The following is a 22324-nucleotide window of genomic DNA, read 5'->3' as shown; positions in this document are numbered from 1 at the left end:
GTTGACGCCGGCCCAGTTGACGCCGGCCCAGTTGACGCCGGCCCAGTTGACGCCGGCCCAGTTGACGCCGGCCCAGTTGACGCCGGCCCAGTTGACGCCGGCCCAGTTGACACCGGCCCAGTTGACACCGGCCCAGTTGACACCGGCCCAGTTGACGCCGGAGGTGGAGACGGGGGTGATGGTCGTGGTGGTCATGTGGGTGAACCTCTTTCGTGATCTGCGTGGTGGGGTGATCTGTGTGCTGCTGCGTGCGGTGGTGACTGCGGCGGTTGTCGCGACTGCGGCGTCTCGGGCTCGAGCTCGGGCAGCCGTCGGGGGCTGGAACGGGGGTCAGCGTCCGGGCAGGACGAAGCCCAGCCCCGTGGTGAGGATCTGGTGCCAGCGGGGTCGCGTGGCCTTCGTTGCGGCGACCGGCAACATGGGTCCACGTGGTCCGAGTCGTTCGGGTCGTCCCCCGACGACCCGTTCGTCGATGATCACGGCCATTTCGTGCTCCTCTCGGGTGAAGATTCCAGCGATGTGCTAAGACCCGTACGGCGCGTGCCGAAAACAAGAGCGCACAACCGAAACCAGGAGGGCCTTCCTCCCTTGTCCCGTCATGCGGGGTCATCCCCGTCGTCCGTTGTCAGGTGCAGTGCCCGTTGTGGCTGCGCCTGCGACGACGTATTCGGTTGTAACCCTCGACCAACGCTCGAGGGACCAGGCGCGGACACCCGAGGCGTCCGTGCCGCCGGGCGATGGTTCCAACGGACTATTCGCCTGCCTACTCGGGGTGGAAATGGCTAGCCCGTCCGGCAGCGCGACCGTGGGCCCTGTTGCCCTGCTCGGTGTGCTCGCCGGGTTGCTGTGGGTGATCTTCCCGCCCGCGTTCGGCCCGACTGGCACGCCGATGGTCACGGTCGGTATCGTCCTCGCGGTTGCATTTGTCACGGTGGAGATGTGGCCCCTCACGCTCGAGATCCGCGGCGACACGCTGAACCTCACGCTCAGTGGTGTCGTGGTGATCGTGGGACTATTTTTCGCCGGACCGCTGGTAACGCTCGTCGCTCGGCTGGTCGGCGCGGGGTTGTCCCTGGCGTTCCGCTGGCACAACGCCCCCGCCAAGCTGGTGGTCAACCTCACGGCCATGGTCGTGGAGGTGTGGGCCACCGCCGCCGTCCTCGCAGTCGTGTTGCCGACCGGACGGGTCGTCCAGGTCCTGGAGTGGTTCGGCGTGCTGCTGGCCGGCGTCGCCGGCGAGGTGGGCATGAGCGTGGTCGTCCTGGCCGCGATGCGGATGATGGTCGGTGCGGTCCAGCGCGACACCCTGCGGGCCCTGTGGACCGGCGTCGTGGCCTCGACCCTGATGGTCTGGGTGTTCGCCGTCCTCTCGTTGTCCCTGGTCGAGATCGATCCCTGGCTGCTCGGCGTCGTGGTCGCGGCGATGGCCCTGCTCATCCACTCCAACCGCCAGCGGCACGACCTGAACCTCCGCTACCAGTCCCTGCGCGGCCTGTACCGGTTCATGACCAGGGTCGACGAAGCCGAGGACACCACGGCGATGGCCAGCCGCATCCTCGACGAGGCCGCCGAGGTCGTGGGGGCGATCCGAGCGGCGTTGTTCGTCGTCGACGACAGCCGGACGACCAGGCTCTCCAACGCACGTGGATCGCTGGGTGTGACGTGGGTGCCACGCGAGCAGGTGGAGGCCCTTGCCGCCGACGTGGGGTCATCGGCACGCCTCGTCGATCCCAGCTGGGTGCAGGAGGACTACATGGAGCTGCTGGACCACGCCGAGCAGACCATCGTGGCCTCGTTGGGCAACCCCGACGTGACCGGCCTGCTCGTGCTCAGCGGCCGGCCGAGGCACCTGCCGGAGTTCGACGTGCGCGACGTCGAGCTCGCCGCGGCCGTCGCCCACCATGCCGGCGCCTCCCTGGCGGAGGCAAGGCTGCTCGACCGGCTCCGCGAGGAACGGTTCCGGGTCGAGCAGATGGGGCTGACCGACACCCTGACGGGCCTCCGCAACCGCGACGGGCTGATGCGCGACGTCCCCAGGATGGATGCCGGCGCGGTCATCGTCCTGGGGCTCAGGGACCTCGTGGAGATCAACGGGGCGCTCGGCCACGAGGTCGGGGAACGCATGGTGCTGGTGGCCGCGCAGCGTCTGCGGCGCATGGCCGACCAGCACGCCATGATCGCGGCCGCGTTCGGCGGCGGTCGGTTCGCCCTGGTGGCTCCCGACGCCACGACCGTCCTGGCCGGCAGCGACCTGTGTCGTCAGCTGCTGCAGGAGGTCTCGGGGCCGATGGAGGACGGCCCGTTGGCCCTCGACATCAGCCCGGTGCTGGGCATCGCCTTGGCGCCGACCCACGGGTTCGAACCCGCCGAGCTCGTCCGGGCGGCGGACAAGGCGCTGGGACAGGCGATCGACAACGGCATGGGCGTGGCGTGGTTCGACGCCGACTACGACCGCGAGAGCACCGAGCGGCTGCACCTGGCCGGTGAGCTGCGGCGTGCGCTGGACCAGGGCCACCTGACCGTGGCCTACCAGCCGAAGGTCGACCTCGCCAGCGGGCGGGTGGTGGGGGTCGAGGCGCTGGCCCGCTGGCCCCACGCCGAGCGTGGCATGATCCCGCCGACCGAGTTCATCGACGTGGCCGAGCGGACGGGCCTCATCCGTCCGCTGACCCTGGTCATCACCCAGCTGGCCCTCGCACAGGCCGACGAGTGGCGACGTCAGGGCCTCGACCTGTCCATGTCGATCAACCTCTCCATCGCGGTGATGCAGGACGCGTCGATGGCGCGGCAGATCGTGGCCCTCGTCCGGTCCCACGAGATCCCGCCGGAGCGCATCATCGTGGAGATCACCGAGTCCCAGGTCATGGAGGACGTCGAGCGCGGCAGCGGGATGCTGGCCATCTTCGGTGCTGCTGGGGTGTCGCTGTCCGTCGACGACTTCGGGACCGGCTACTCCTCGCTGTCGCAGGTGAAGAACCTGCCGGTGCAGGAGCTGAAGATCGACCGGTCCTTCGTCATGGACATGGCCAGCAACCGCACCGACCAGGTCATCGTCACCTCCGTCCTGCGGCTGGCGGAGGAGCTCGACCTGCGCGTGGTGGCGGAGGGCATCGAGAACGAGACCGTCCGGCGCATGCTGGAGGACCTCGGGTGCCACCACGCACAGGGCTTCCTGTTCGCCAAGCCACTGCCCGCCTCCCAGATCCCCGCCGCGGTCCGCGACATCGAGTCCCGTCCCCGCGGGGACGTCGCCGCCCCGCTTCCCCTGCGACGCCGGTTCGACGGCCTCGGCTGAGCCCTGCCGGACCCTCGGCGACGGCCTCGGGAGCCGGTTGGGTGACCGTGGTCACCTGCGCTAGGTTCCAGCCAACGACAGCCGAGGAGCAACCGTCCGGCAATGGCCGGGCGACGAGGAGGAGCAGGCGATGGACTTCGCAACAAGCGAGCGTGTGCAGGGACTGCAGGCGCAGATCCGCGAGTTCATGGACGCTGAGGTGTTCCCGAACGAAGCGGTCTACGAGCACCAGATCCGTGACAGCGGCGATCCCCACCACCACCCGCAGATCGTGGAGGACCTGAAGGCCAAGGCCAAGGCAGCCGGCCTGTGGAACCTGTTCCTGCCCGACGAGGAGTGGGGTGCCGGGCTGACCAACCTCGAGTACGCGCCGCTGGCCGAGCTCATGGGGCAGGTCTCCTTCGCCCCCGAGGTCTTCAACTGCAACGCCCCCGACACCGGCAACATGGAGGTGCTGGCCAAGTACGGCACCCGAGCACAGCAGGAGCAGTGGCTGGTCCCGCTGCTGGACGGCCAGATCCGGTCCTGCTTCTCCATGACCGAGCCGGCCGTTGCGTCCTCCGACGCCCGCAACATCCAGTCCCGCATCGAGCGGGACGGCGACGAGTACGTCATCAACGGCCGCAAGTGGTGGACCTCCAACGCCGGGCGGGCGAACTGCACGGTCTCGATCTTCATGGGGATCACCGATCCCGACGCCGATCCCCACCGGCAGCAGTCGATGATCATCGTGCCGCTGGACACCCCCGGGATCACGACCCATCGCAACCTGACGGTCTTCGGCTACGAGGACCCCGAGGGCCACATGGAGATGTCCTTCGAGGACGTTCGTGTCCCCGCCGAGAACCTGCTGCAGGAGGAGGGCGACGGGTTCCGCATCGCCCAGGGACGCCTCGGCCCCGGCCGCATCCACCACTGCATGCGGCTGATCGGCCTCGCCGAGCGGGCGCTGGGTGCCATGGTCCGGCGGGTCGCCGAACGCGAGGCCTTCGGCAAGCCGATCGCCCAGCAGGGCGTGGTGCAGGAGTGGATCGCGGAGTCCCGCTGCGAGATCGAGCAGGCGCGCCTCCTGACCCTCAAGGCGGCATGGATGATGGACACCGTCGGCAACAAGGCTGCCCGGACGGAGATCGCCGCGATCAAGGTCATCGCCCCGTCGATGGCCTGTCGGGTCATCGACCGCGCCATCCAGGCACACGGTGGGATGGGTGTCTCCCAGGACACCTTCCTCGCCCGCGCCTACGCCGGCGCCCGCTCCCTCCGCCTCGCCGACGGCCCCGACGAGGTCCACAAGATGTCCATCGCGAAGGGCGAGTTCAAGCGAAGCCTGAACTCGTGACAGGCCGGGGGGCGAACGCACGGATCCGTCAGGATGCGAGCGTTCGGGCCAGTTCAAGTGAAGCCTGAACTCGTGACAGTCTGATCAGTCGGCGGCGATCTCCACGCCGTCGACCTCGACGGTCAGGTCCTCCAGCACCGGGGGACCGGCGGCGAGGATGACCTCGCCGATCTCGGCGCCGACCAGCTCGTCGCGCTCCAGCAGGGCGTCGCGGAGGGCCTCCACGAGGTGGCGGTTGCGGTCGAGCGTGGCGACGGTCCGCTGGTGCGCCTCGTGCAGCAACGTCTCGACCTGGGGTCGCGCGACCTGATCGCGCAGGACCTGTCCGACCAGGTTGGTGCCCGACAGCGATGACTGCTGGACCGCTGCAAGGCTGACGAGCGAGTCGCCCATCCCGTGGATCCCGATGATCTCGCAGGCCGTCCGGGTGGCCGCGGCCAGGTCGGAGCCCGGCCCGGTCGACACGGCGCCGAACCAGAGCTCCTCCGCCGCCTTCCCGCCCATGGCGATGTCCACCATGTCGTGCAGCTCCTTGACGGTTCGGGTGTAGACCTCCTCGGTGTCCCCGTGGGCCAGCAGGCCCAGCGAGGAGCGACGCTTGACGATCGACAGGATCTCCAGGCGGCGGTGGCCGCTCAGGTGGGCCATGACGGCGTGCCCGGCCTCGTGGGTCGCGACGCGACGGCGTTCGGCGTCGGTGTAGGGGGCCGGCGTGGCCATCCCCACCTCGATGTCCAGCCGCGCCTGGGCGACGTCGCCGAAGGTCATCTGGTCGCGCCCGTTCTTGAGGGCGACGATGAGCGCCTCGTCGAGCAGGTTCTCGATCATGACCGGGGTGTACCCGAGGGTCTGGGATGCGATCTGGTCGCGCAGCGCCGGGTCGTCGAGGTCGGCGGCGTGGCTCTTGCGGGCCAGGTAGTAGTCGAGCAGGTCTCGCCGGGCAGGCTGGGCCGGCCGGTCGAAGGCCAGCTGCTTGTCGAACCGTCCGGGGCGCACGAGCGCAGGGTCCAGGTCGGCGGCGCGGTTGGTGGCCGCGATGACGAGGATGTTGTTGTACGGCGAGGTCCGGGCCTTGATCTGCCTGTCGGCGGGCAGGTAGGCGTTCAGCTTCTCCGCCCACCAGTTGCGGATCCGGATGCCCGCGGGCGGGGTGTCGAAGCTCTGCATCTGGATCAGCAGCTCGTTGACGACGCCGGCCGTGCCCTCGCTGGAGCCGAACGCGTTGGTCACCAGCCCGCCGCTGTGCGCCATCGCAGCGGGACCGGCGGGGGTCGCGTCGGCCCCGAAGGCGTCCGCGGTGGCCTGCAGGCAGCCGCTGCTCATGGCGTTGGTGCCGACGGGGGCGAACCCGGACGCCCGCATGCCGGAACGAGAGGTCGCGATCGCGTCGATCTCCTCGATGAAGCCGATCGCCCCACCCTCCTCACGGGCGACCTTGCGGAGCGCCGCGAAGTAGCTGCGGATGCGACGAGCCGTCGCGCCGTACCACATCGACTGGAACGACGTGGCGGACACGAAGAGGAACGGCACACCGGCCTCGTGGGCCATGGCCTTGGCGAGGTGGGTCTTGCCGGTGCCGGGTGGCCCCTCGAACAGCACGCCCCGGCGTGGGCGTCCCCCGAGCTGGCCGCGGTACAGCTTGTGGCCCATGAAGGTGTTGAGGGTGCGGGTGACCTCGTTGACGACCGGGTCGAGCCCGACGACGTCGGCGAACCCCGTCTCGATCTGCTCGGGTGCGTACCTGACGTGCGGCGAACGTCCGCTCATCAACGGCATCAGCATCGCGGCACCCAGGGCGAGGACGAGCACCACCGGCAGCAGCCACAGCTGCCAGCCGTCGGGCAGCGTCGGGACCTGCAGGAAGTTGATGGCGTCGCCCCGGACGATCCTCGACCACAGGAACAGGAAGGGGATGCCCAGGAGCAGCGCGAGGGCCTTCAGCCGGTGCTGCCGTGCATGCTCACGGGCCTGTCCGACGTCGGCGTGGTGTGCCGACACGAGGGCGCCGCCGAGGCGGTCCGCAACGCTGTGTGACAACGCGTTGGGTTGTGCGCCTTCGGTGTGGTCCTTGGCCTCCATACGGTCTGTCCCTTCGCCGTTCCCCGGTTCCCGCCCGCTCGCGGGCCGCCAGCCTCCCGCGGCTGGTGCTCCGGAGTATGACCAACTACGGGCAGTAATGCTAGGGGGACAGCGAATTCATCTCCGCGATTCAGGCGACAGTGCTGAGCGTGACCACGCTCGCGAGGCCCATCTGCGCCAGGTGGTAGGTGACGTGCACCACGGTGCGTCCGTGGGGGACGGGGGCCACGAAACGGTTCCAGCCGAGGACGCCGTCGGACGTGGCGAAGAGCAGCCCTCCGGCCATGACGAGGGGCGCCCGCGAGGCCACGGCCAGCAGCGCGGTCGCGCCCACCGCCAGGATGTAGACGCCGACGGCTCCCGCGAGCGGCCGGCCGCCGTGGTCACGGGCCCCGTCGGCGATCAGTCGCCCCACGAACGCCGCAGCGGGCACCACGAGGAGCGCTGCGAACCCGCCGGTCAGCCCGTCGGCGTGGGGGAGGAGTGCAGGGACGAAGGCGAGATGCCCGAGGAGGAAGGCCGCGAGGCCGCCGACGAACACGTCGAGCCGGGGCAGGAGGAGCACGTCGCCCACGAGGCTGAGGCCGAGGGCGACCACGACCCAGGTGCGGACGGTCGGATCGGCGTCGGGGACCGCCAGCACCCAGCCGATCAGCAGCACCATGACGGCGGGCTTGGCCACCTCCTCGACCCGGGGGCGGTCCGTCTCGACCGCCCACCAGTCCACGACGGCAGCGAGGAGGGGCAGGACGAGGAGGAGGGCGGTCGACTGCGACATGGTCGGCATGATGACGCATCGGGCCGTCCTGTCCCCAGCCGACACCCCAGGGCACGGTCACCTCGGCAGGGAGCGCGTCGGACGTGCACGCTGGGGCTCGTGCGTCGACGGATCGTGGTGGTCGGGGCCACCGGACGGACGGGTCGGGTGGTCGCCGACGAGCTGGCCGGACGTCGGCACGTCCTCCTGGTCAGCCGCCGGCCCGGTGCCCTCTCCAGCGTCGGTGAGTCCACCGACCTCCCGGTTCGCTGCGCCGACCTCGACGGCCTCGGGGGTGTGCTCGTCCCGGGCGACGTCGTGCTGAGCTGCGTTGGCCCCCACGACGTCGTCGGCGACCGGGTGGTCGACGCCACGGTCCGAGCCGGGGCCACGTACCTGGACGTGACCGGCGAACCGGCGTTCCTGTCCAGGCTGCACGCCGACCACGGCCCCCGCGCGGCTGCGGCGGGGACAAGCCTGCTGCCCGCCGTCGGATACGAGTACCTCCCGGGTCTGCTCCTCGCCGAGCTGGCGCTGCGGGCAGCCGGAACGGACGCGCGCCGGGTCGAGGTGGCGTACCTGGTCGACGGGGGCCTGGACGCCGGCAGCGCCACCGCACGGCGATCGCTCGTCCGGGCGCTGACCCGTCCCACGACGACGTTCCGGCGGGGCGCCCACCGCGAGGAGTCCGTCGCCGCCAGGCGGGGGGAGTTCCGCGCCGGTGGACAGCTGCACACGACGGTGTCGCTCGGGGGCCTCGAGGTCTGGGCCCTGCCGACCCGCTACCCCGAGCTCGACCGAGTCGACGTGCACACCGGCTGGTTCGGCGCGGCCGCACCGATGCTGCAGCTCGGGACCCTGCTGGCGGCCCCGGCGAGGATGTTCGGCATCGACCGCATGATGGACGGGGCGGTCGCGGCGCTCGGGGACGGCGACGTCGAGGGGCTGTCCACCGGGACCAGCCGGTTCGTCGTCCGGGTGCGGGACGGCCACGGTGAGCTGCTCGCACGGGAGGAGGCCGTGGCCGGCAACGCGATCGTGCTGGCGGCTCGGCTGGCCGCCGCGACGGCGGACGCGCTGGCGGACCGGCCGCTGGCCGACCTGCCGACCGGCGCGACCGACCCCGTGGCAGCGCTGGGGCTGCCCGAGGTCAGCCGGCTCGCGGAGTGGGCGGGCCTCGTCAGGCTCTGATCCGGGCCGTCCTCAGCGGGCGTCCACCAGCGCACCGGCAAGGACGTCGTGGCCGGCAGCGTTGGGGTGGATGTCGGGTTCGGCGTCCAGCATGTGGGTCGTGGCAGCCGTCGTGCCCTGCATCGGCGTGAAGCCGTCGGCGACGGCGACGCCACGGGCCGTGGCGACCTCGGCCGCCACCGCGTTGAGCCTGGCCACCATCGCGGAGGACTCGCGCTCCTGCGCGCTCTCGCCCAGCCCAAGGCTGAACGGGTTGTAGGTCTGCAGGAACACCACGCGAGCCGACCCGGCGGCCGACACCAGCCGGTCCATGACCTGCTCCAGGTTGGTCCGGTACCTCACCAGCGTCTCGTCGACGAGCTGCTGGCACGAGGCGTTGGTGAGGTCGGTCCCGCACTCCGGTGAGGTGAGGTGGTTCAGCAGGTCGTTGGCGCCGATGTCGATCACTACCCAGGCCGCAGCTCGCGAGCCCAGGACGGCTTCGGCGGCGTCCAGCTGCCCGCCGGTCAGCAGCGACCCGGACGTCTCGCCGGGCACGGCGAGGTTGACCAGTCCGTAGGGGGTGCCGTCGGCGTCGGCGACGAACCGGTGGAACCGGGACACGAAGCCGTCGCGGTTGTCCTCGACGCCGACGTTGGCGGCGAGGGAGTCACCCAGGGCCAGGACGATCGGATCGCCCGGCTCGTCCAGGCCCGCCAGGCGGCCACGTCCGATCCGCTCCGGTGGGGCCCGGACCGCATCGATGGCACCCGTCGCCTGGTCCCGGATGGCGGCCAGCAGGTCCCCGTCGGTCAGGACCTCGTCGGTCCCCCTGGTCCCGGTCACGACGAGCGCGTCGTCGGTGACGGTGATCGTCCGGACCACCGCGTCCTGGTCCTCCAGGGCGGCGTTGAGGTCGGTCACCGCCCCGAGCAACGACTGGATCGCGCCGGCGGCGAGGCTGGGAACCTGCACGGAGCCGAACTCCAGCGGACCGAGCTCGAGGTCGATCCCGCCGTCGACCGCGGAGATCGTGGCGTTGCCGGTCGCCTCGACACCGCCGGCCTTGAACACCGCTCGGAAGCCGATGTCGCCGGTCGCCGCGCGCAGGTCCAGCTCGACACGTCGCACGGGGACGTCATCGGCTGCGGCCAGGCCGTCCTGGACGACCGCCTGCAGCTCGGGTTCGGTGAGCTCCAGCTGGAACGAGGACTGTCCGGCAAGCCCCTCCAGCTTGTCCTCGGCGCTGGCCAGCTGTGCCTGATCGGCCATCTCGACGGCGCCGTCGGTGGTGGTCAACGCCTCGACCAGGTCCACCGCCACGATGGTCCCGTAGGTCCCGCCGGCGAGGAGCGCCAGCAGGAGGACCGTCCCGATGGGACGCCTGACCGAGCGATCACCGAACTGTGCGAGCAGGCCACTGATCAGCATCAGGGCCACCACGGCGACGGCCACGACCTGCCCGATCAGGAGCCACGACAACGCCCCGACGACCAGCGCGGACAGGAGTGCGAGGAAAACGAGCATGGGGGCCCATTGTCACCGCTCGACGACCCCCTGGCCGCGGACCACGCGGCCGGATGACCACCGGGTCGTCGTCAGCGCTCAGATGAGCGCCAGGTCCACCTCGTTGGCGAGGCCGTCGTCGAACCGTCGACGCAGGGTGTCGATCCGACGTTCCCGCTCGCGACCGTCGGTGCACCCGCACCAGCCGAGCCCCCGCTCGTAGGCCATCGCCCGCACGATCGCCTGCAGCCCGTCGTCGTCGAGCCAGCGGGCCAGGTCGGCCAGCATCGCCAGGTCCTCGATGGCATGGTCGTCGCGGTCGTGGCAGATGTAGGCGTTCACCAGGAACGACACGGTGCCCTCGGACTCGACGAGGCACTGGCGGGCGGTGTCCATGGCCATGTTGAGCTCACGGTTCTCGTGGAAGTCCCGCGCCAGGTTCGCCAGCTCGATGGCACGCTCGGTGCCCGGCTGGTGTTTCATCACCGCCTTGAGGTGCTCCTTGCGCTTGCGCCGGTCCCGGCCGGGCTCGACGAAGGTGAACTTGGGTTCATTCACGAATGGCCTCCTTGCTATCTAGAGTTCGCGATCGAGGGCCGATTTCCTGTCGAAGCGGGTGAAGAATTTGTCAAGTGCTGACGAAACGGCCGGGAGATCTCCCCTGCGTTTGCTGATCGTTTCAGCCGTGTTACTGACCGTGGCCTCCGCGGCGGGGGCCGGCCTGGTGGCTGCACCCACCGTGATCGACACCCCGGCGGCCCCGATCGCCGGCGACGACCGCACGGGCACATCGGCAGCCTTCCTCGCCCTGTTGGCCGACATCGCCCCGGTCGAACGGGTCCTCGTCGTGGCGCGTGACGAGACCGGCGTCGCGCTGGCGGCAGCGGGCCTCGCCGGGGTGCTCCGTGCCGGCGTCGTCCTGGCCGACCCGGACCCATCGGCGGGTGTCCGCGACGCCGTCGACGCCGTGCAGCCGAGCGAGGTGGTGACCATCGGGGACCCGCGGATGGGAGAGGCCTGGCAGCAGGACGGCCGGGTCGTGACCACCCTCGACGTGCCCGGTGGCCCACCTGCCCTCGCCGCGGAGCTCGCCCGGGAGATCGCGCGCCGGCACACCGCGGCCGGGACCCCGTCCCCGACGCGGGCGCTGCTGGCCAGCACCACCGGGCTGCTCGATGCCCTCGCCGCGGCGGCCTGGGCCCACGCGGAGGGACTTCCGCTGCTGCTCACCGCCCCGCAGGCGCTGGACCCCCACACGCGGTTCGTGCTGGAGCAGCTCGGCACGACCGACGTCACCGTGCTCGGCGGCGTCGCAGCGGTGTCGATGGGGGTGGAGGAGGAGCTGCGATCGGCGGGCATCGCCGTCGACCGGGTTGCGGGTCCGACCCGCGAGCACACCGCGCTGGCCGTCGGGGAACGCCGTGGCCTGGGACTGGACCGGATCCTCTTGGCCGCCGGCGACGACCCGGCCGATGCGGCGGCTGCGGGCCCCTGGGCAGCCCACAGCGGGGCGATGGTGCTGCCTCCCGGCCCGACCGTCGCGGCTGCCCTTTCGGACCGTTGCGGCGAGGGCGTCGTCGTCCAGGTCGCCGGTGGCACCGCGGCCGTGCCCGACCGGCTGGTCGACCCCCTGCGGGCGGCCGCCGAACGCTGCGACGGTCCCGACCGGCCGGTGACGCTGCGGCTGGCCGTCGCCGCCCCGGAGGATCCCGACGTCGTCCCGACGGTCGTCGACGTGGTCGGCGACGAGCGGGGCTGGACCAGCAGGCGCCTTCGCATCGAGCCCGTCGGGGAGGGCGAGACGATGGGCCTGGTGGTGGTGGCCGACGGGTGCAGCGGCGCGGCGATGTGCCGGCGTGGCCGGACCATCGTCGTGGACGCCCTGACCTGGCGAGCCGCGGCGCCGGACCAGCGCACCCGGCTCGTGAACCTCGCGGTGGCGGTGCGACTGGGCGCGAGCCTGCCCGGCACGTGCACCGGAGACGTGCTGCAACCGCTTGACTGTTCCGGTGGGTCGCCGTGGCCGACCGATGCCCAGCGGACTGCGTTGGCCGATGCATTCCTGCCCTCCGCGACGGTCGCCCTGACCGGCGACGTGCATGCCGAGCGGCACATCGGCGCGCAGGCCGTGGCGGGGCAGAACCCGCTCGAGCCGGTTCGGGCGGTGCTGACCGACGCGGACGTGGCGGTGGTCAACCTCGAGACACCGCTGTCGACACGAGGAGCGCCCGTGCCGAAGACCTACACCTTCCGCGGGCCGCCCGAGATGGCCGCTCGGCTGGTCGAGGCCGGTGTCGACGTCGCGAACCTCGCCAACAACCACGGGCTGGACTACGGGCCGGTGGCCATGCTCGACACCCTCGACCACGCCGCTGCCGTCGGTCTGCATGTCGTCGGCGCTGGCCCCGATGCCACCGCGGCGTACGCGCCCGCCCTCGTCGAGACGCCGGCGGGCACCGTCGCCGTCGTCGGCCTGACCCGCGTGCTGCACACCCGAACGTGGGAGGCGACCTCGACCCGCGCGGGACTGGCCTCCGCCTACGACGAAGCGGCCGCCGTCGCGGCCGTGCAGGCCGCCGAGGCGCTCGCCGACCACGTCGTGGTCGCCATCCACTGGGGGGCCGAGCTGGCGGACTGCCCCAACGCCGACCAGCGTCACCTGGCGAGGCTGCTCGTCGACGCCGGTGCCGACGTCATAGCCGGCCATCATCCCCACGTGCTGCAGGGGGTGCAGCCGCTTCGCGGTGGCCTCGTCGCCTACTCCCTGGGCAACTTCGTCTGGTACCACAACCGTGCACCCAGCCGGTTCACGGGTGTCCTGACCGTCGAGCTGCCGGTGCTGGACCAGCCGGCGTGGTCGTTCCTTCCCGCCGAGATCGGCAGCGACGGTCGCCCGTACCCCGCGGAGGGAGGGACAGCCGCCGCGATCACCGACCGACTGGCCAGCCGGTCACCCGGTGGGGCCGTCGGGTGTGGGTTCCCCTCCTGAGGGACTCGCGGGCGGTCCCTCGTCAGGTGCGTCGGTGCCGGAGGTGGAGCGGTCCTCCTCCTCCAGCGAGGCGAGGATCTCCCGTTCGACCTCCGACAGCGGGTTGTCCAGCCCGAACCACTCCCGGTCCTCGTCGCGGATCGCCTCGGGGGTCGGGATGATCGGGGCGGGCGGCAGCGCGGGATCGAAGGGGATGTCCGTCGCCGCGTCCTCGACGACGTCGTCGCGGCTGCTCCTGCGGAGCGAGAAGATGACGGCCAGGCCGGCCACCACCGCGGCGACCGCGGCGACCGCGCCGACGTCGATCCGGCCGGGTTCCCCCGGCTGGACCAGGGCCGACAGCGCGGCCGCCGTGAAGGCCACGCCGAAGAGCAGGCTGACGACGTCCGTCCGGTGCCGGTGGAGACCGCGAGCGCGGGGGGAGGGTCGGTCGATCACTGGGGGTCCTCTCGTGTCACGGTGATCTCGCCGAGCGAGGTCTCGAGGTCCAGCCGGATGCGTCCGGCCCCCTCCACGCCACGGTCGACGATGTCGAACTGCAGGTCGCTGCCGCTGTTGGTCTCGCCGAGCACGGTGTAGTCACCAGCCGACAGGGTGCCGACGGCCTCGACCGTCACGTCCGGCCCGACGAGGACCTGCAGCTCGCCGAGGACGACGCTTGCGTCGATGGCGACGGTGTCGGTCCCGGCCTCCAGGTCGGTCAGGTCGAGCACCATCTGGCCGGCCAGCAGCTGGTACTCCGGCTGGACGTCGTCGACGACGACGGGGGTGTAGCGCCGCTCGCCGAGCCCGCCCTCCAGGGCACGGGGCAGGTCGATCGTCGGGGCGGCAGCGGCACCGAGCATGACCACACCGGCGAGCAGGCCGATGGGGATCAGCCGTCGGGCACGCCCGAACCACGTCCCGACCAGCAGGCCCAGGCCGGCCACCAGCAGCGACAGCGCGGCGGCGTTGAACAACGTCAGCTCGACCAGGCCCATGCGGTCCATCAACGCCGCCCCACCGAGGGTCAGCAGCCACACCCCGAAGGAAAGGGGGAACAGCGTCGAGCGTGGACGGGACCGCGACCGTCCCCAGGGTGGGGTCGGCGGCACCGACGGGCGGGGCGTCCCCGACCACGACGCCGTGTACCCCGTCGGGTAGGCCGTCGTCGTGCGGCGGTGGGATCCCTGTCCCGGGCCGCGTCGCCACGGCGGGCCGCAGTCCGCCGGGCCGCCCGTGTCCGACCGTTCGTGGGCGACGGTGACGTCCTGCGGGCGCGGTGGCGGGGGCAACGTGGCGGACGGCGGCGTGGCGGAGGGCGACGTCGATGACGACGAGGGCATCGTCGGCGACTCGGTGAACGGGAGGTTCGTGGGCACCGCGTCCGGCGCGGGAGGCGGCGGCGTGGACGGTCCGCCGGCGGGGAACGGGGTGGTGGGGACCTCGCGACGGTCGTTGAACAGCAGGACGCCCAGGCCGATCAGGGCCGCGGCCAGCAGCACGTCGCCGCGGAACAGGTCGATCTGGCCGAAGATCATCGCGCCCAGCACGATCGCGGCGGCGGTGACGCCCCGGCTGCGGCCGCCGGCCGGCTTCGGCGCCGACATGGGCACTCGTTGGCTCGTCGCCTCGGGCAGGAAGATCCACAGCAGCACGTACAGGCCCAGGGAGACCGGGCCGGCCATGAAGCCCAGCACCACGAACCCGATGCGGATCAGCACCGGGTCGATGCCGAAGTACCAGCCCATCCCGGCGGCGACACCGGCCCACTTCTTCTGGTCCACGAGCCGGTACATGCGACGCGGTTCCGAGGGGCGCGGGATGGGTGGCAGGCCCGTCGACGGTGGGGGTGCGGTCTGGTTCATGCCACGGATGCTGCGGGTCCCGGGCCCGCCTGTCGATCAGGGATGTCCCTACCACGGCGTCTCGGGGTCCTCACCCATGGCACATGCAGCCGCTCGTGGGACGATGGTCCCCATCAGCACACCCACCCCCACGCCGACCCCGGAACCCGGTCCCGTGCCTTCACCAGCCGCATCGTCGCCCGACGGCGCCACGCCGCCGTCCTCGACGTTGTCCGCGGTCACCGCACCACTGAACGACCTGGGCATCACCCGGTCCCTCGAGGACCGGGTGGTCTCCGGTGTCGCGGCCGGCGTCGCGAACCGGATCGGCGTCGACGTCGGGGTGGTCCGGCTCGTCCTCGTCGTCCTCGCCACCGCTGGCGGTGCCGGGGTCCTGCTGTACGCCCTCGGGCACGTCCTGCTCCCCGAACCGACGGGCGAGCCGACCTCGCCCGAGGTGCCTCCCGCCCGCACGGGCACGGTCCGCCACGCGGTGGCGCTGGGGCTGATCACCGCCGGTGTCCTGGTCCTGCTCCGGGCGCTCGGCGTCTGGTTCGCCGACTCGCTGACGTGGTCGGTCTCCCTGGCCGCGATCGGTTCGGCCGTGGTCTGGACCCGGGCGTCGGAGGAGGAGAAGGTCCGCTGGCGCCATGCGATGGACCGTGCGGTGGGGGACCGGGCCATGCCCGACCTCGCCAGCCTCAGCCGGATCCGCCTGTCCGTCGGGGCCATCCTGCTGCTGGCCGGGATGGCCACCTTCCTGGTCACCATCGACCTGTCGGCCGCCCCCGAGGTGATCCTCGCCTCGCTGGTCACGATCATCGGCGTGGCCCTCGTGATCGGCCCGTGGTTCCAGGCCCTCGGACGGCAGCTGGCCGACGAGCGCCGCGAACGGATCCGCTCCGAGGAGCGTGCCGACATGGCCGCCCACCTCCACGACTCGGTCCTGCAGACACTTGCCCTCATCCAGCGGTCGGGCAACCCGGAGGAGATGAGCCGCCTGGCTCGCGGACAGGAACGCGAGCTCCGGGCATGGCTGTTCGGCCGCCGCCCCGACGACGCCGCCAGCCGGCTGGGTCAGGCGATCCAGGACGCCGCGGGCATCGTGGAGGACCGCTACGGCGTGAAGGTGGAGGTGGTGCTGGCCGGCGACGTGGCCCTCGACGAACACCTGCAGGCCATGGTCGAGGCCGCTCGCGAGGCCATGGCCAACGCTGCCAAGCACGCCGAGGTGGACCGCATCGACGTCTTCGTCGAGGTCGACCCCGACCGCGTCGAGGTGTTCGTCCGCGACGAGGGCATCGGCTTCGACCAGGCCGCGGTGCCCGATGACCGACGCGGCCTGGTGGAGTCCATCCGCGGCCGGATGCAGCGCCACGGCGGCACCGCCACGATCGAGTCGGTGCCCGGCGAGGGAACCGAGGTCGAGCTGCAGCTGCCCCTCGACCCGTCTCCGCCGGACGCCGCCCCAGCTGACGACCCCACCGACCCGACCGGCCCCGCGCCGCCCGGATCCCCCGACCCCGACCGCCCGCTGTGACCACCCGCCAGGAGCACGACGACATGGCCACCCGCCTCGACCCCCCGAGCGCATCCGACGAACCTGCCCGCGACGAGCCCGCTGACGACGCCGTCCACGATGCGGCCGCTGACGGCCCCCTGCGGGTCTTCCTCGTCGACGACCACCGCCTGTTCCTCACCGGGGTCCGTACCGAGATCGGGGACCGGTTCGACGTCGTCGGCACCGCCGAGACCGTCGACACCGCCGTCGCCGACATCCTGGCCCTCCAGCCCGATGTGGTGCTGCTCGACGTGCACATGCCCGACGGTGGCGGCCTCGCGGTCATCACCCGAGTCCGCGACACAGCGCCCGACGTCCAGTTCCTCGCCCTCAGCGTGTCCGACGCCGCCGAGGACGTCATCGCCCTCGTGCGGGCAGGGGCACGTGGGTACCTGACCAAGACCGTGTCCGCCGACGAGCTGGCAGAGGGTGTCCGGCGCGTCCACGGCGGGGACGCGGTGTTCTCCCCGCGGCTGGCCGGGTTCGTCCTGGACGCCTTCTCCGGGGCACCGCCGACACGGCCGACGAACCCCTCGGCGGGCGAGGACGACCTGGACCAGCTGACACCCCGCGAACGGGAGGTGCTGCGCTACATCGCGCGTGGGTACGCCTACAAGCAGGTGGCCAGCCGGCTGCACATCTCCATCAAGACCGTGGAGTCCCACGTCTCGGCGGTCCTGCGCAAGCTCCAGCTGTCCAGCCGCTACGAGCTGACCCGCTGGGCGACTGACCGCAAGATCGTCTGACGTGCCGCTGCTGAGCATCATCACCCCCACACAGGTCCACAACGCCGATCACGTCGCCGCGGTCTGGGACGGACTGGTCGACCAGGACATGCCGGAGGGGTGGCAATGGGAATGGCTGGTCCAGGAGGACGGCACGAGCCCGGCCGTGGGGGAGCGGCTGCCGGACGACCCACGGGTTCGCTACGACGCGCTGGGGGTGCAGGTGGGCAGCGCCGCCACCCGCAACCACGCCCTGGCACGGGCCCGGGGTGACGTCGTCGCCGGCGTGGACCACGACGACTTCCACCTACCGGGTGCGTTGACGGCGTTGCTCGCCCCGCTGATCGACAGGCCCGACATCGCCTGGTCGTGCGGTCCCTGTCGGCTGGAGATGGCCGATGGCGGCACGTGGACCAAGCCGCCGGTGTTCTCGGCCGGGCGGGTTCCCGCGCGGGCCGTCACCGACCACTTCCTGGCCCACGACGACTTCCCGTTCCCGGCCGCGTTCACCGCGTTCAGGCGGGTGCCCCTGGTCGCCCACGGCGGCTGGCCGGCGGTCGCCCGGTCGACCGACGCGGTGCTGCTGGCGGCCTTCGGGGACGACCACGACGGGTGGTGGGTCGACCACCTCGTGGCGGTGTACCGCCGCTGGGACGCCCAGAAGACGGTCCAACCCGCCGACATCGCCATCCGCGACCTGCCTCACGTCCGCGGGATCATCCGTCAGCGGCGAGCAGCACGGGATGCGCTCGCACGGTAACCCTCGGGGTTCAGGACGTCGCAGGCCCCGGAAGGTCGGCGAGCGGGTCGGCGTCCCGATGGGGGCGCAGTCCGCTGCTGGTCGGGGTGTCCTCCCCGGCGGGTCCTGCCCCGCTCAGGAGGCCGAACGCCACGAGCAGCCCCGACGCGTCGTCGAGCGCGTCCAGCAGCCCCTCGGCGCGGCCGTACCGGTCGCCCAGGTGGGTCAGCAGCTCCAGGCCGAGGAACAGGCTGGTGATCCCCACGGCGAGGTCGGCGTTGGACAGCCCAGCGATTCCGTCCTTGCCGACGAGGCGATCGAGCGTCGTCTCGACCATGTCGATCCACGGGTCGAAGACCGACGCCAGCTCCTCGCGGATCTCGGGGTTGGTCGAGGTCAGCGCAAGCATCTGCACGAGGGCGGTCACGTGCCCGGCCTCGAGGTTCTCGCGATGCATCTGCCGTGAGAACGTCACCAACCCGGCAAGGTCGGTCAGGCCCTCGAGGTGCTCGCTGTACCGAGCGATCCGCGCATCGGTGTCGTGGTGGGCCGCGGCCAGCAGCGCACCCTCGACCGAACCGAAGTGGTAGAAGAGCAACGAGGTGTTGAAGCCCCCGGCCGTCGCGATCGCACGTGCTGACGTCCCGGCGGCGCCCTGCTCCCTGAGGGTCTGCAGCGTCGCCCGGATGATCCGTTGCTTGGTGTCCTCGCTCACGGGACCAGCATCGCAGCCCGCGGGCGGTCTGCCGTGGAGGCCGGCGGTGCGCGGTGGGTCAACGGCCGCATGCGCCCTCGCCGCAGTCCTCGAGGCCGAGGAGCGCCGATCGAATACGCCTTCTTCGGTCAGCCGTCCCCGGTCGCGACCGGCCGTTCGGCGTCCCGGCACCACTGGCTCCACGAGCCCACGTAGAGGCGGGGCAGCCCCAGTCCGGCGTGTTCGATCGCGAGCAGGTCGTGGCAGGCCGTGACTCCGGACCCGCAGTAGACGATGGTGTCCGGGCCGGCGCCCAGCGGGGCGTAGGTGTCGTGCAGCTTGGGCGGCGCACGGAACAGCCCAAGCCGATCGAGGTTGTTCTCGAACGGCGCGTTCACGGCCCCGGGGACGTGGCCGGCGACGGGGTCCAGCGGTTCGGTCACCCCGGCGTACCGTTCGGCGCTGCGGGCGTCGAGCACCAGCCCCCCCTCCCGGATGTGGCCGGCGACGTCGTCGGCCTCGACGAGGCGGTCGGTGGGCCACGGTCGCACGGGGACCGACACGGGGGTCACGTGCGGTGGTGGCCCGACCTCCAGCGGTTCGTCCCAGCCGTCCAACCCGCCGTCGAACAGGGCCGCGTCCTGGCCCAGGATGCGCAGGAGGTAGACCAGTCGCGCAGCCGACGCCCCTCCTTCACGGTCGTAGGCCACGATCGCGTCGTCCGGACCGATCCCGACCGCCCCGAGCTCGGCGGCGAACACCTCGGGGGTGGGCAGCGGGTGCCGGCCGTCGCCGGGTTCCATCGGGCGGGCCGTGACGCGATCGCGCATCACCAGGCGGGCACCCGGGAGGTGGCCCGAGGCGAAGGCTTCGGCTGCGGCGGCGACATCACCCGCTTCCACATGGACGAGGATGGCGTCACGAGGCAGGGCGGCAGCGGTGGCCGCGGTCACGATCGGTCCCATGGCCTCGCAGTATCACCCGTCACCGTCGCCCCGGCGACGTACGGCTGCGGTCAGCCGACGTCCGGAACGGGAACGGCCGTGGTCAGCCGAGGCCGGCGATGATGACCAGCGCGAGGACGGCGACGACCGTCATCACCATCGACGAGGGGTCGCTCGCGCGACGACGGCCCTGCCGCATGGACGACGACTGCCCGACCCAGTACATGGTGCTGCGGCGAGTACGGGGCGGGGTGCTGACGAGCATGGGGGCTCCTCCTGGTCACGTGTCGTCGTGTGGATGGTCGATCGGCAGGGAGGTCGTGGGCGTGACCCTTCGGTGACATTCGTCCGTTGGCCTGCGGTCGTGCCTCCGACCTCTACCCCCTTCCGGAGCGACTCATGCACCTCCTGATACCGCGTCGATGTAGTCGTCGAGGGTCACCGGCGGGTGGTGCTCGAACCCGTCCGGCAGCGAGACGGCGTTGACGATGCGGTCCACGCGGAACGTCCGGTGGTCCTCGCGCAGCTCGCACCACCCGGCCACCGTCCAGGTCCGACCCCAGAAGAACAGGCCGAGCGGCCGCACGACCCGTTCGGTGGTGGTCCCGGCCGCATCGGCGTAGGCCAGACGCAGCCGGCGACGGTTGTCGATGGCCCGGCGGACCTCGGGCATGTGGGCGGTCAGGTGGGCGGACTGGTCGACGCTGTGGGCGTAGAGGGGGGTCCCCTCGACGCGATGGCGCTCGCCCTCCGGCAGCACCGTCTCGACCTTGGCCATGGCCGACCGAGCGGCGGCCCGCAGGTCGTCGTCGGCGAAGGACTCGACCATCCGCATCCCGAGGACGATCGCCTGGACCTCCGACAGGGTGAACATCAGCGGGGGGAGGTCGAAGTTGCGGCCAAGGCGATAGCCGACGCCGGCCTCGCCCTCCACGGGGACGCCGGAGCCCACCAGGTCGGCGATGTCGCGGTAGATGGTGCGCTCGGACACGCCGAGGTGATCGGCGAGCTGGGCCGCGGTCGTGACCCCGCGTCGACGGAGCTCCAGGACGATCGAGAAGAGTCGATCAGCGCGTCGCACGGCACTGGGCCTTTCGGTCGGTCGGTCGTCCTGCGGGTGGGCGATGGGGGAATGCGGCGGCGGGTGGGCGTGTTCTGCGGCTGACCGCCGTCGTGCGGCCTGCCCGGTCCGACGGGTGCAACGTCCATCATGTGACACTGCCTCGTGGGTGGCGACCCGTCCGGGCGTCATGGCGCTGCTGGTGCCAGCATCCTGTCAGCAACCTTCGACCAGAGGAACCCCAACGTGTCGTCCCCCGAGCAGCCCCACTACGACCTGGCCATCCTGGGCACCGGTTCGGGCAACTCCATCCCCAACGAAGCGATGGAGGACTGGCGCATCGCGATCATCGAACCGGACGTGTTCGGCGGCACGTGCCTGAACCGGGGCTGCATCCCGTCGAAGATGTTCGTGCATGCCGCCGACGTGGGCCGCTCGATCCGGACGGCTGGCCGCTACGGCGTGCACGGCACGTTCGAGGGGGCGGACTGGCCGGCGATCCGCGACCGGGTGTTCGGTCGGATCGACCCGATCGCCGCTGGGGGAGAGGCGTACCGCCGTGGCCTGCCCAACGTCGACGTGTACGACGCGCCTGCGCGGTTCGTCGGCGAGCGGACGCTGCGGACGGGCGACACGACGCTCACCGCCGACCGGATCGTCCTGGCGGCGGGGACCCGGCCCTTCGTCCCGACCATCGACGGCATCGACGAGGTCGCGTTCCACACCTCCGACACGATCATGCGCCTCGACGCGCTCCCCGACCGTCTGGTGGTCATCGGCGGCGGGGCGGTCGCCGCGGAGATGGCCCACGTCTTCGACGGGCTCGGCTCGTCGGTGACGATGCTCGTCCGTGGTCCCAGGCTGCTGGGGGAGGAGGAGCCGGAGATCGGCGACGCCCTGACCGAGCGGTTCCGCGAACGGGGGATCGACGTGCGCACCGGGACGGTCGCCAAGGCGGCGTCGTCCTCCTCGGCGGGTGTGGTGTCCCTCGAGCTCGACACCGGGGAGTCCGTCGACACCGACGTCCTGCTCGTCGCGGCCGGCCGCCGCTCCAACGGCGATCGCATGGACCTCCCGGCCGGCGGCGTCACCGCCGACGCCCAGCACCGGCCGTTGGTCGACGAGTTCATGCGCACCGACGCCGAGGGGGTGTGGGCGCTGGGGGACCTCGCCGCGCCGCACCACGACCTGAAGCACGTCGCCAACGCCCACGCGAAGGCCATCCAGCACAACCTGCTGCACCCTGACGACCCGATCGCGCCGACGCTGCCGAACCAGCCTCGCGCGACGTTCACCGACCCGGAGGTTGCGTCGGTCGGGATGCTGGAGGAGGAGGCCCGACACACCGGCCGGCGCATCGTCGTGGGACGGCGTGACTACGCCGCCACCGCCTACGGGTGGGCCCTGGAGGACACCACGTCGTTCGCCAAGGTCGTCGCCGACGGGGACAGCCGCGAGATCCTCGGGGCACACATCATCGGCCCGATGGCCTCGATCCTCCTCCAGCCACTGGTGCAGGCCATGACGTTCGGGCAGACCGTCGAGCAGGTCGCCACCGGAGTGGTGTGGCCCCATCCTGCGCTGACCGAGGTCGTGGAGCAGGTGTTGCTGGAGGTCCCGGAGTAGGCGTGGCGGTGCGG

Annotated in this window: 20 protein-coding genes; 8 read left to right on the top strand and 12 right to left on the bottom strand. The window is 71.7% G+C overall.

Features of this window, described 5'->3' with window-relative positions:
* Both CUC05_RS24715 and CUC05_RS24710 read right to left on the bottom strand, forming a co-directional pair.
* Positions 1-195 (bottom strand): pentapeptide repeat-containing protein (locus tag CUC05_RS24715; protein ID WP_205712290.1); only part of this gene is annotated, 195 nt, incomplete at its 3' end.
* Between the two features lie 135 nt (positions 196-330).
* Positions 331-486, bottom strand: coding sequence for a hypothetical protein (locus CUC05_RS24710; protein ID WP_157965487.1), 156 nt, complete (start codon positions 484-486; stop codon positions 331-333).
* 292 nt (positions 487-778) lie between these two features.
* On the opposite strand from CUC05_RS24710, the gene CUC05_RS12120 reads away from it, so the two are divergent.
* Positions 779-3295, top strand: a complete 2517-nt coding sequence (locus tag CUC05_RS12120; RefSeq protein WP_157965486.1) for an EAL domain-containing protein — start codon at positions 779-781, stop codon at positions 3293-3295.
* 130 nt (positions 3296-3425) lie between these two features.
* Positions 3426-4634 (top strand): acyl-CoA dehydrogenase family protein, encoded by a 1209-nt coding sequence (locus tag CUC05_RS12115; protein WP_108666362.1) that lies wholly within the window; start codon positions 3426-3428, stop codon positions 4632-4634.
* Positions 4635-4718: 84 nt separating this feature from the next.
* Here the strand turns inward: CUC05_RS12115 and CUC05_RS12110 are convergent, their stop codons facing one another.
* Complete coding sequence (locus CUC05_RS12110; RefSeq protein ID WP_108666361.1) at positions 4719-6713, bottom strand: AAA family ATPase; 1995 nt, start codon at positions 6711-6713, stop codon at positions 4719-4721.
* 130 nt (positions 6714-6843) lie between these two features.
* Positions 6844-7491, bottom strand: coding sequence for a lysoplasmalogenase (locus tag CUC05_RS12105; protein WP_157965485.1), 648 nt, complete (start codon positions 7489-7491; stop codon positions 6844-6846).
* Between the two features lie 99 nt (positions 7492-7590).
* Between CUC05_RS12105 and CUC05_RS12100 the strand changes: the two genes are divergently transcribed.
* Positions 7591-8661, top strand: a complete 1071-nt coding sequence (locus CUC05_RS12100; protein WP_108666359.1) for a saccharopine dehydrogenase family protein — start codon at positions 7591-7593, stop codon at positions 8659-8661.
* Positions 8662-8673: 12 nt separating this feature from the next.
* Here the strand turns inward: CUC05_RS12100 and CUC05_RS12095 are convergent, their stop codons facing one another.
* Both CUC05_RS12095 and CUC05_RS12090 read right to left on the bottom strand, forming a co-directional pair.
* Positions 8674-10167, bottom strand: a complete 1494-nt coding sequence (locus CUC05_RS12095; protein WP_108666358.1) for an SGNH/GDSL hydrolase family protein — start codon at positions 10165-10167, stop codon at positions 8674-8676.
* A gap of 78 nt (positions 10168-10245) precedes the next feature.
* Positions 10246-10704: a hypothetical protein gene (locus tag CUC05_RS12090; protein WP_108666357.1), complete on the bottom strand. Its 459-nt coding sequence runs from the start codon at positions 10702-10704 to the stop codon at positions 10246-10248.
* Between the two features lie 127 nt (positions 10705-10831).
* Here CUC05_RS12090 and CUC05_RS12085 point away from each other — a divergent pair, with 127 nt between their 5' ends.
* Complete coding sequence (locus CUC05_RS12085) at positions 10832-13135, top strand: CapA family protein (protein ID WP_157965484.1); 2304 nt, start codon at positions 10832-10834, stop codon at positions 13133-13135.
* On the opposite strand, the gene CUC05_RS12080 is transcribed toward CUC05_RS12085, so the two are convergent.
* Positions 13097-13573, bottom strand: a complete 477-nt coding sequence (locus tag CUC05_RS12080) for a hypothetical protein (protein ID WP_108666355.1) — start codon at positions 13571-13573, stop codon at positions 13097-13099. The genes CUC05_RS12085 and CUC05_RS12080 overlap by 39 nt on opposite strands.
* Positions 13570-14982 carry a PspC domain-containing protein gene (locus CUC05_RS12075; RefSeq protein WP_108666354.1) on the bottom strand — a complete coding sequence of 471 codons (1413 nt, stop codon included), beginning with the start codon at positions 14980-14982 and terminating at the stop codon, positions 13570-13572. Before CUC05_RS12075 ends, CUC05_RS12080 begins: the two co-directional genes overlap by 4 nt.
* Before the next feature lie 154 nt (positions 14983-15136).
* Here CUC05_RS12075 and CUC05_RS12070 point away from each other — a divergent pair, with 154 nt between their 5' ends.
* The 3 genes from CUC05_RS12070 to CUC05_RS12060 are packed head-to-tail and all read left to right on the top strand — an operon-like array spanning position 15137 to position 18007.
* On the top strand, positions 15137-16501 hold the full coding sequence (locus CUC05_RS12070; protein ID WP_205712289.1) for an ATP-binding protein: 1365 nt from the start codon (positions 15137-15139) through the stop codon (positions 16499-16501).
* 23 nt (positions 16502-16524) lie between these two features.
* On the top strand, positions 16525-17268 hold the full coding sequence (locus tag CUC05_RS12065; protein WP_108666391.1) for a response regulator: 744 nt from the start codon (positions 16525-16527) through the stop codon (positions 17266-17268).
* A 1-nt stretch (position 17269) separates the two neighbouring features.
* On the top strand, positions 17270-18007 hold the full coding sequence (locus CUC05_RS12060; protein WP_157965483.1) for a glycosyltransferase family 2 protein: 738 nt from the start codon (positions 17270-17272) through the stop codon (positions 18005-18007).
* A gap of 10 nt (positions 18008-18017) precedes the next feature.
* On the opposite strand, the gene CUC05_RS12055 is transcribed toward CUC05_RS12060, so the two are convergent.
* The 4 genes from CUC05_RS12055 to CUC05_RS12045 all read right to left on the bottom strand — a co-directional run bounded on the left by CUC05_RS12055 (position 18018) and on the right by CUC05_RS12045 (position 20705).
* The gene (locus CUC05_RS12055; protein WP_157965482.1) at positions 18018-18701 is read right to left on the bottom strand and encodes a TetR/AcrR family transcriptional regulator; all 684 of its coding nucleotides are present in this window, start codon (positions 18699-18701) and stop codon (positions 18018-18020) included.
* A gap of 128 nt (positions 18702-18829) precedes the next feature.
* Positions 18830-19645 carry a sulfurtransferase gene (locus tag CUC05_RS12050; RefSeq protein ID WP_108666351.1) on the bottom strand — a complete coding sequence of 272 codons (816 nt, stop codon included), beginning with the start codon at positions 19643-19645 and terminating at the stop codon, positions 18830-18832.
* 82 nt (positions 19646-19727) lie between these two features.
* A complete protein-coding gene (locus CUC05_RS24705; RefSeq protein WP_157965481.1) occupies positions 19728-19889 on the bottom strand; it encodes a hypothetical protein in 162 nt (53 codons plus the stop codon).
* 132 nt (positions 19890-20021) lie between these two features.
* Positions 20022-20705 (bottom strand): helix-turn-helix transcriptional regulator, encoded by a 684-nt coding sequence (locus tag CUC05_RS12045; protein ID WP_205712288.1) that lies wholly within the window; start codon positions 20703-20705, stop codon positions 20022-20024.
* A 225-nt stretch (positions 20706-20930) separates the two neighbouring features.
* On the opposite strand from CUC05_RS12045, the gene CUC05_RS12040 reads away from it, so the two are divergent.
* The gene (locus CUC05_RS12040; protein ID WP_108666349.1) at positions 20931-22310 is read left to right on the top strand and encodes a mycothione reductase; all 1380 of its coding nucleotides are present in this window, start codon (positions 20931-20933) and stop codon (positions 22308-22310) included.
* The last annotated feature ends 14 nt before the right edge of the window (positions 22311-22324 follow it).

This window comes from Euzebya rosea, from assembly GCF_003073135.1.
GTDB lineage: Bacteria > Actinomycetota > Nitriliruptoria > Euzebyales > Euzebyaceae > Euzebya > Euzebya rosea.
Note: the sequence above shows the minus strand (reverse complement) of the source record. Positions and strands in the feature narration are given on the sequence as shown.

Bases quoted from the DNA above. Each gene is read 5' to 3' on its own strand.
- CUC05_RS24710 (WP_157965487.1), bottom strand. From the start codon at position 486: ATGGCCGTGATCATCGACGAACGGGTCGTCGGGGGACGACCCGAACGA.
- CUC05_RS12065 (WP_108666391.1), top strand. From the start codon at position 16,525: ATGGCCACCCGCCTCGACCCCCCGAGCGCATCCGACGAACCTGCCCGC.
- CUC05_RS12095 (WP_108666358.1), bottom strand. From the start codon at position 10,167: ATGCTCGTTTTCCTCGCACTCCTGTCCGCGCTGGTCGTCGGGGCGTTG.
- CUC05_RS12115 (WP_108666362.1), top strand. From the start codon at position 3,426: ATGGACTTCGCAACAAGCGAGCGTGTGCAGGGACTGCAGGCGCAGATC.
- CUC05_RS12110 (WP_108666361.1), bottom strand. From the start codon at position 6,713: ATGGAGGCCAAGGACCACACCGAAGGCGCACAACCCAACGCGTTGTCA.
- CUC05_RS12120 (WP_157965486.1), top strand. From the start codon at position 779: ATGGCTAGCCCGTCCGGCAGCGCGACCGTGGGCCCTGTTGCCCTGCTC.
- CUC05_RS24705 (WP_157965481.1), bottom strand. From the start codon at position 19,889: ATGCTCGTCAGCACCCCGCCCCGTACTCGCCGCAGCACCATGTACTGG.
- CUC05_RS12075 (WP_108666354.1), bottom strand. From the start codon at position 14,982: ATGAACCAGACCGCACCCCCACCGTCGACGGGCCTGCCACCCATCCCG.
- CUC05_RS12050 (WP_108666351.1), bottom strand. From the start codon at position 19,645: ATGGGACCGATCGTGACCGCGGCCACCGCTGCCGCCCTGCCTCGTGAC.
- CUC05_RS12105 (WP_157965485.1), bottom strand. From the start codon at position 7,491: ATGTCGCAGTCGACCGCCCTCCTCCTCGTCCTGCCCCTCCTCGCTGCC.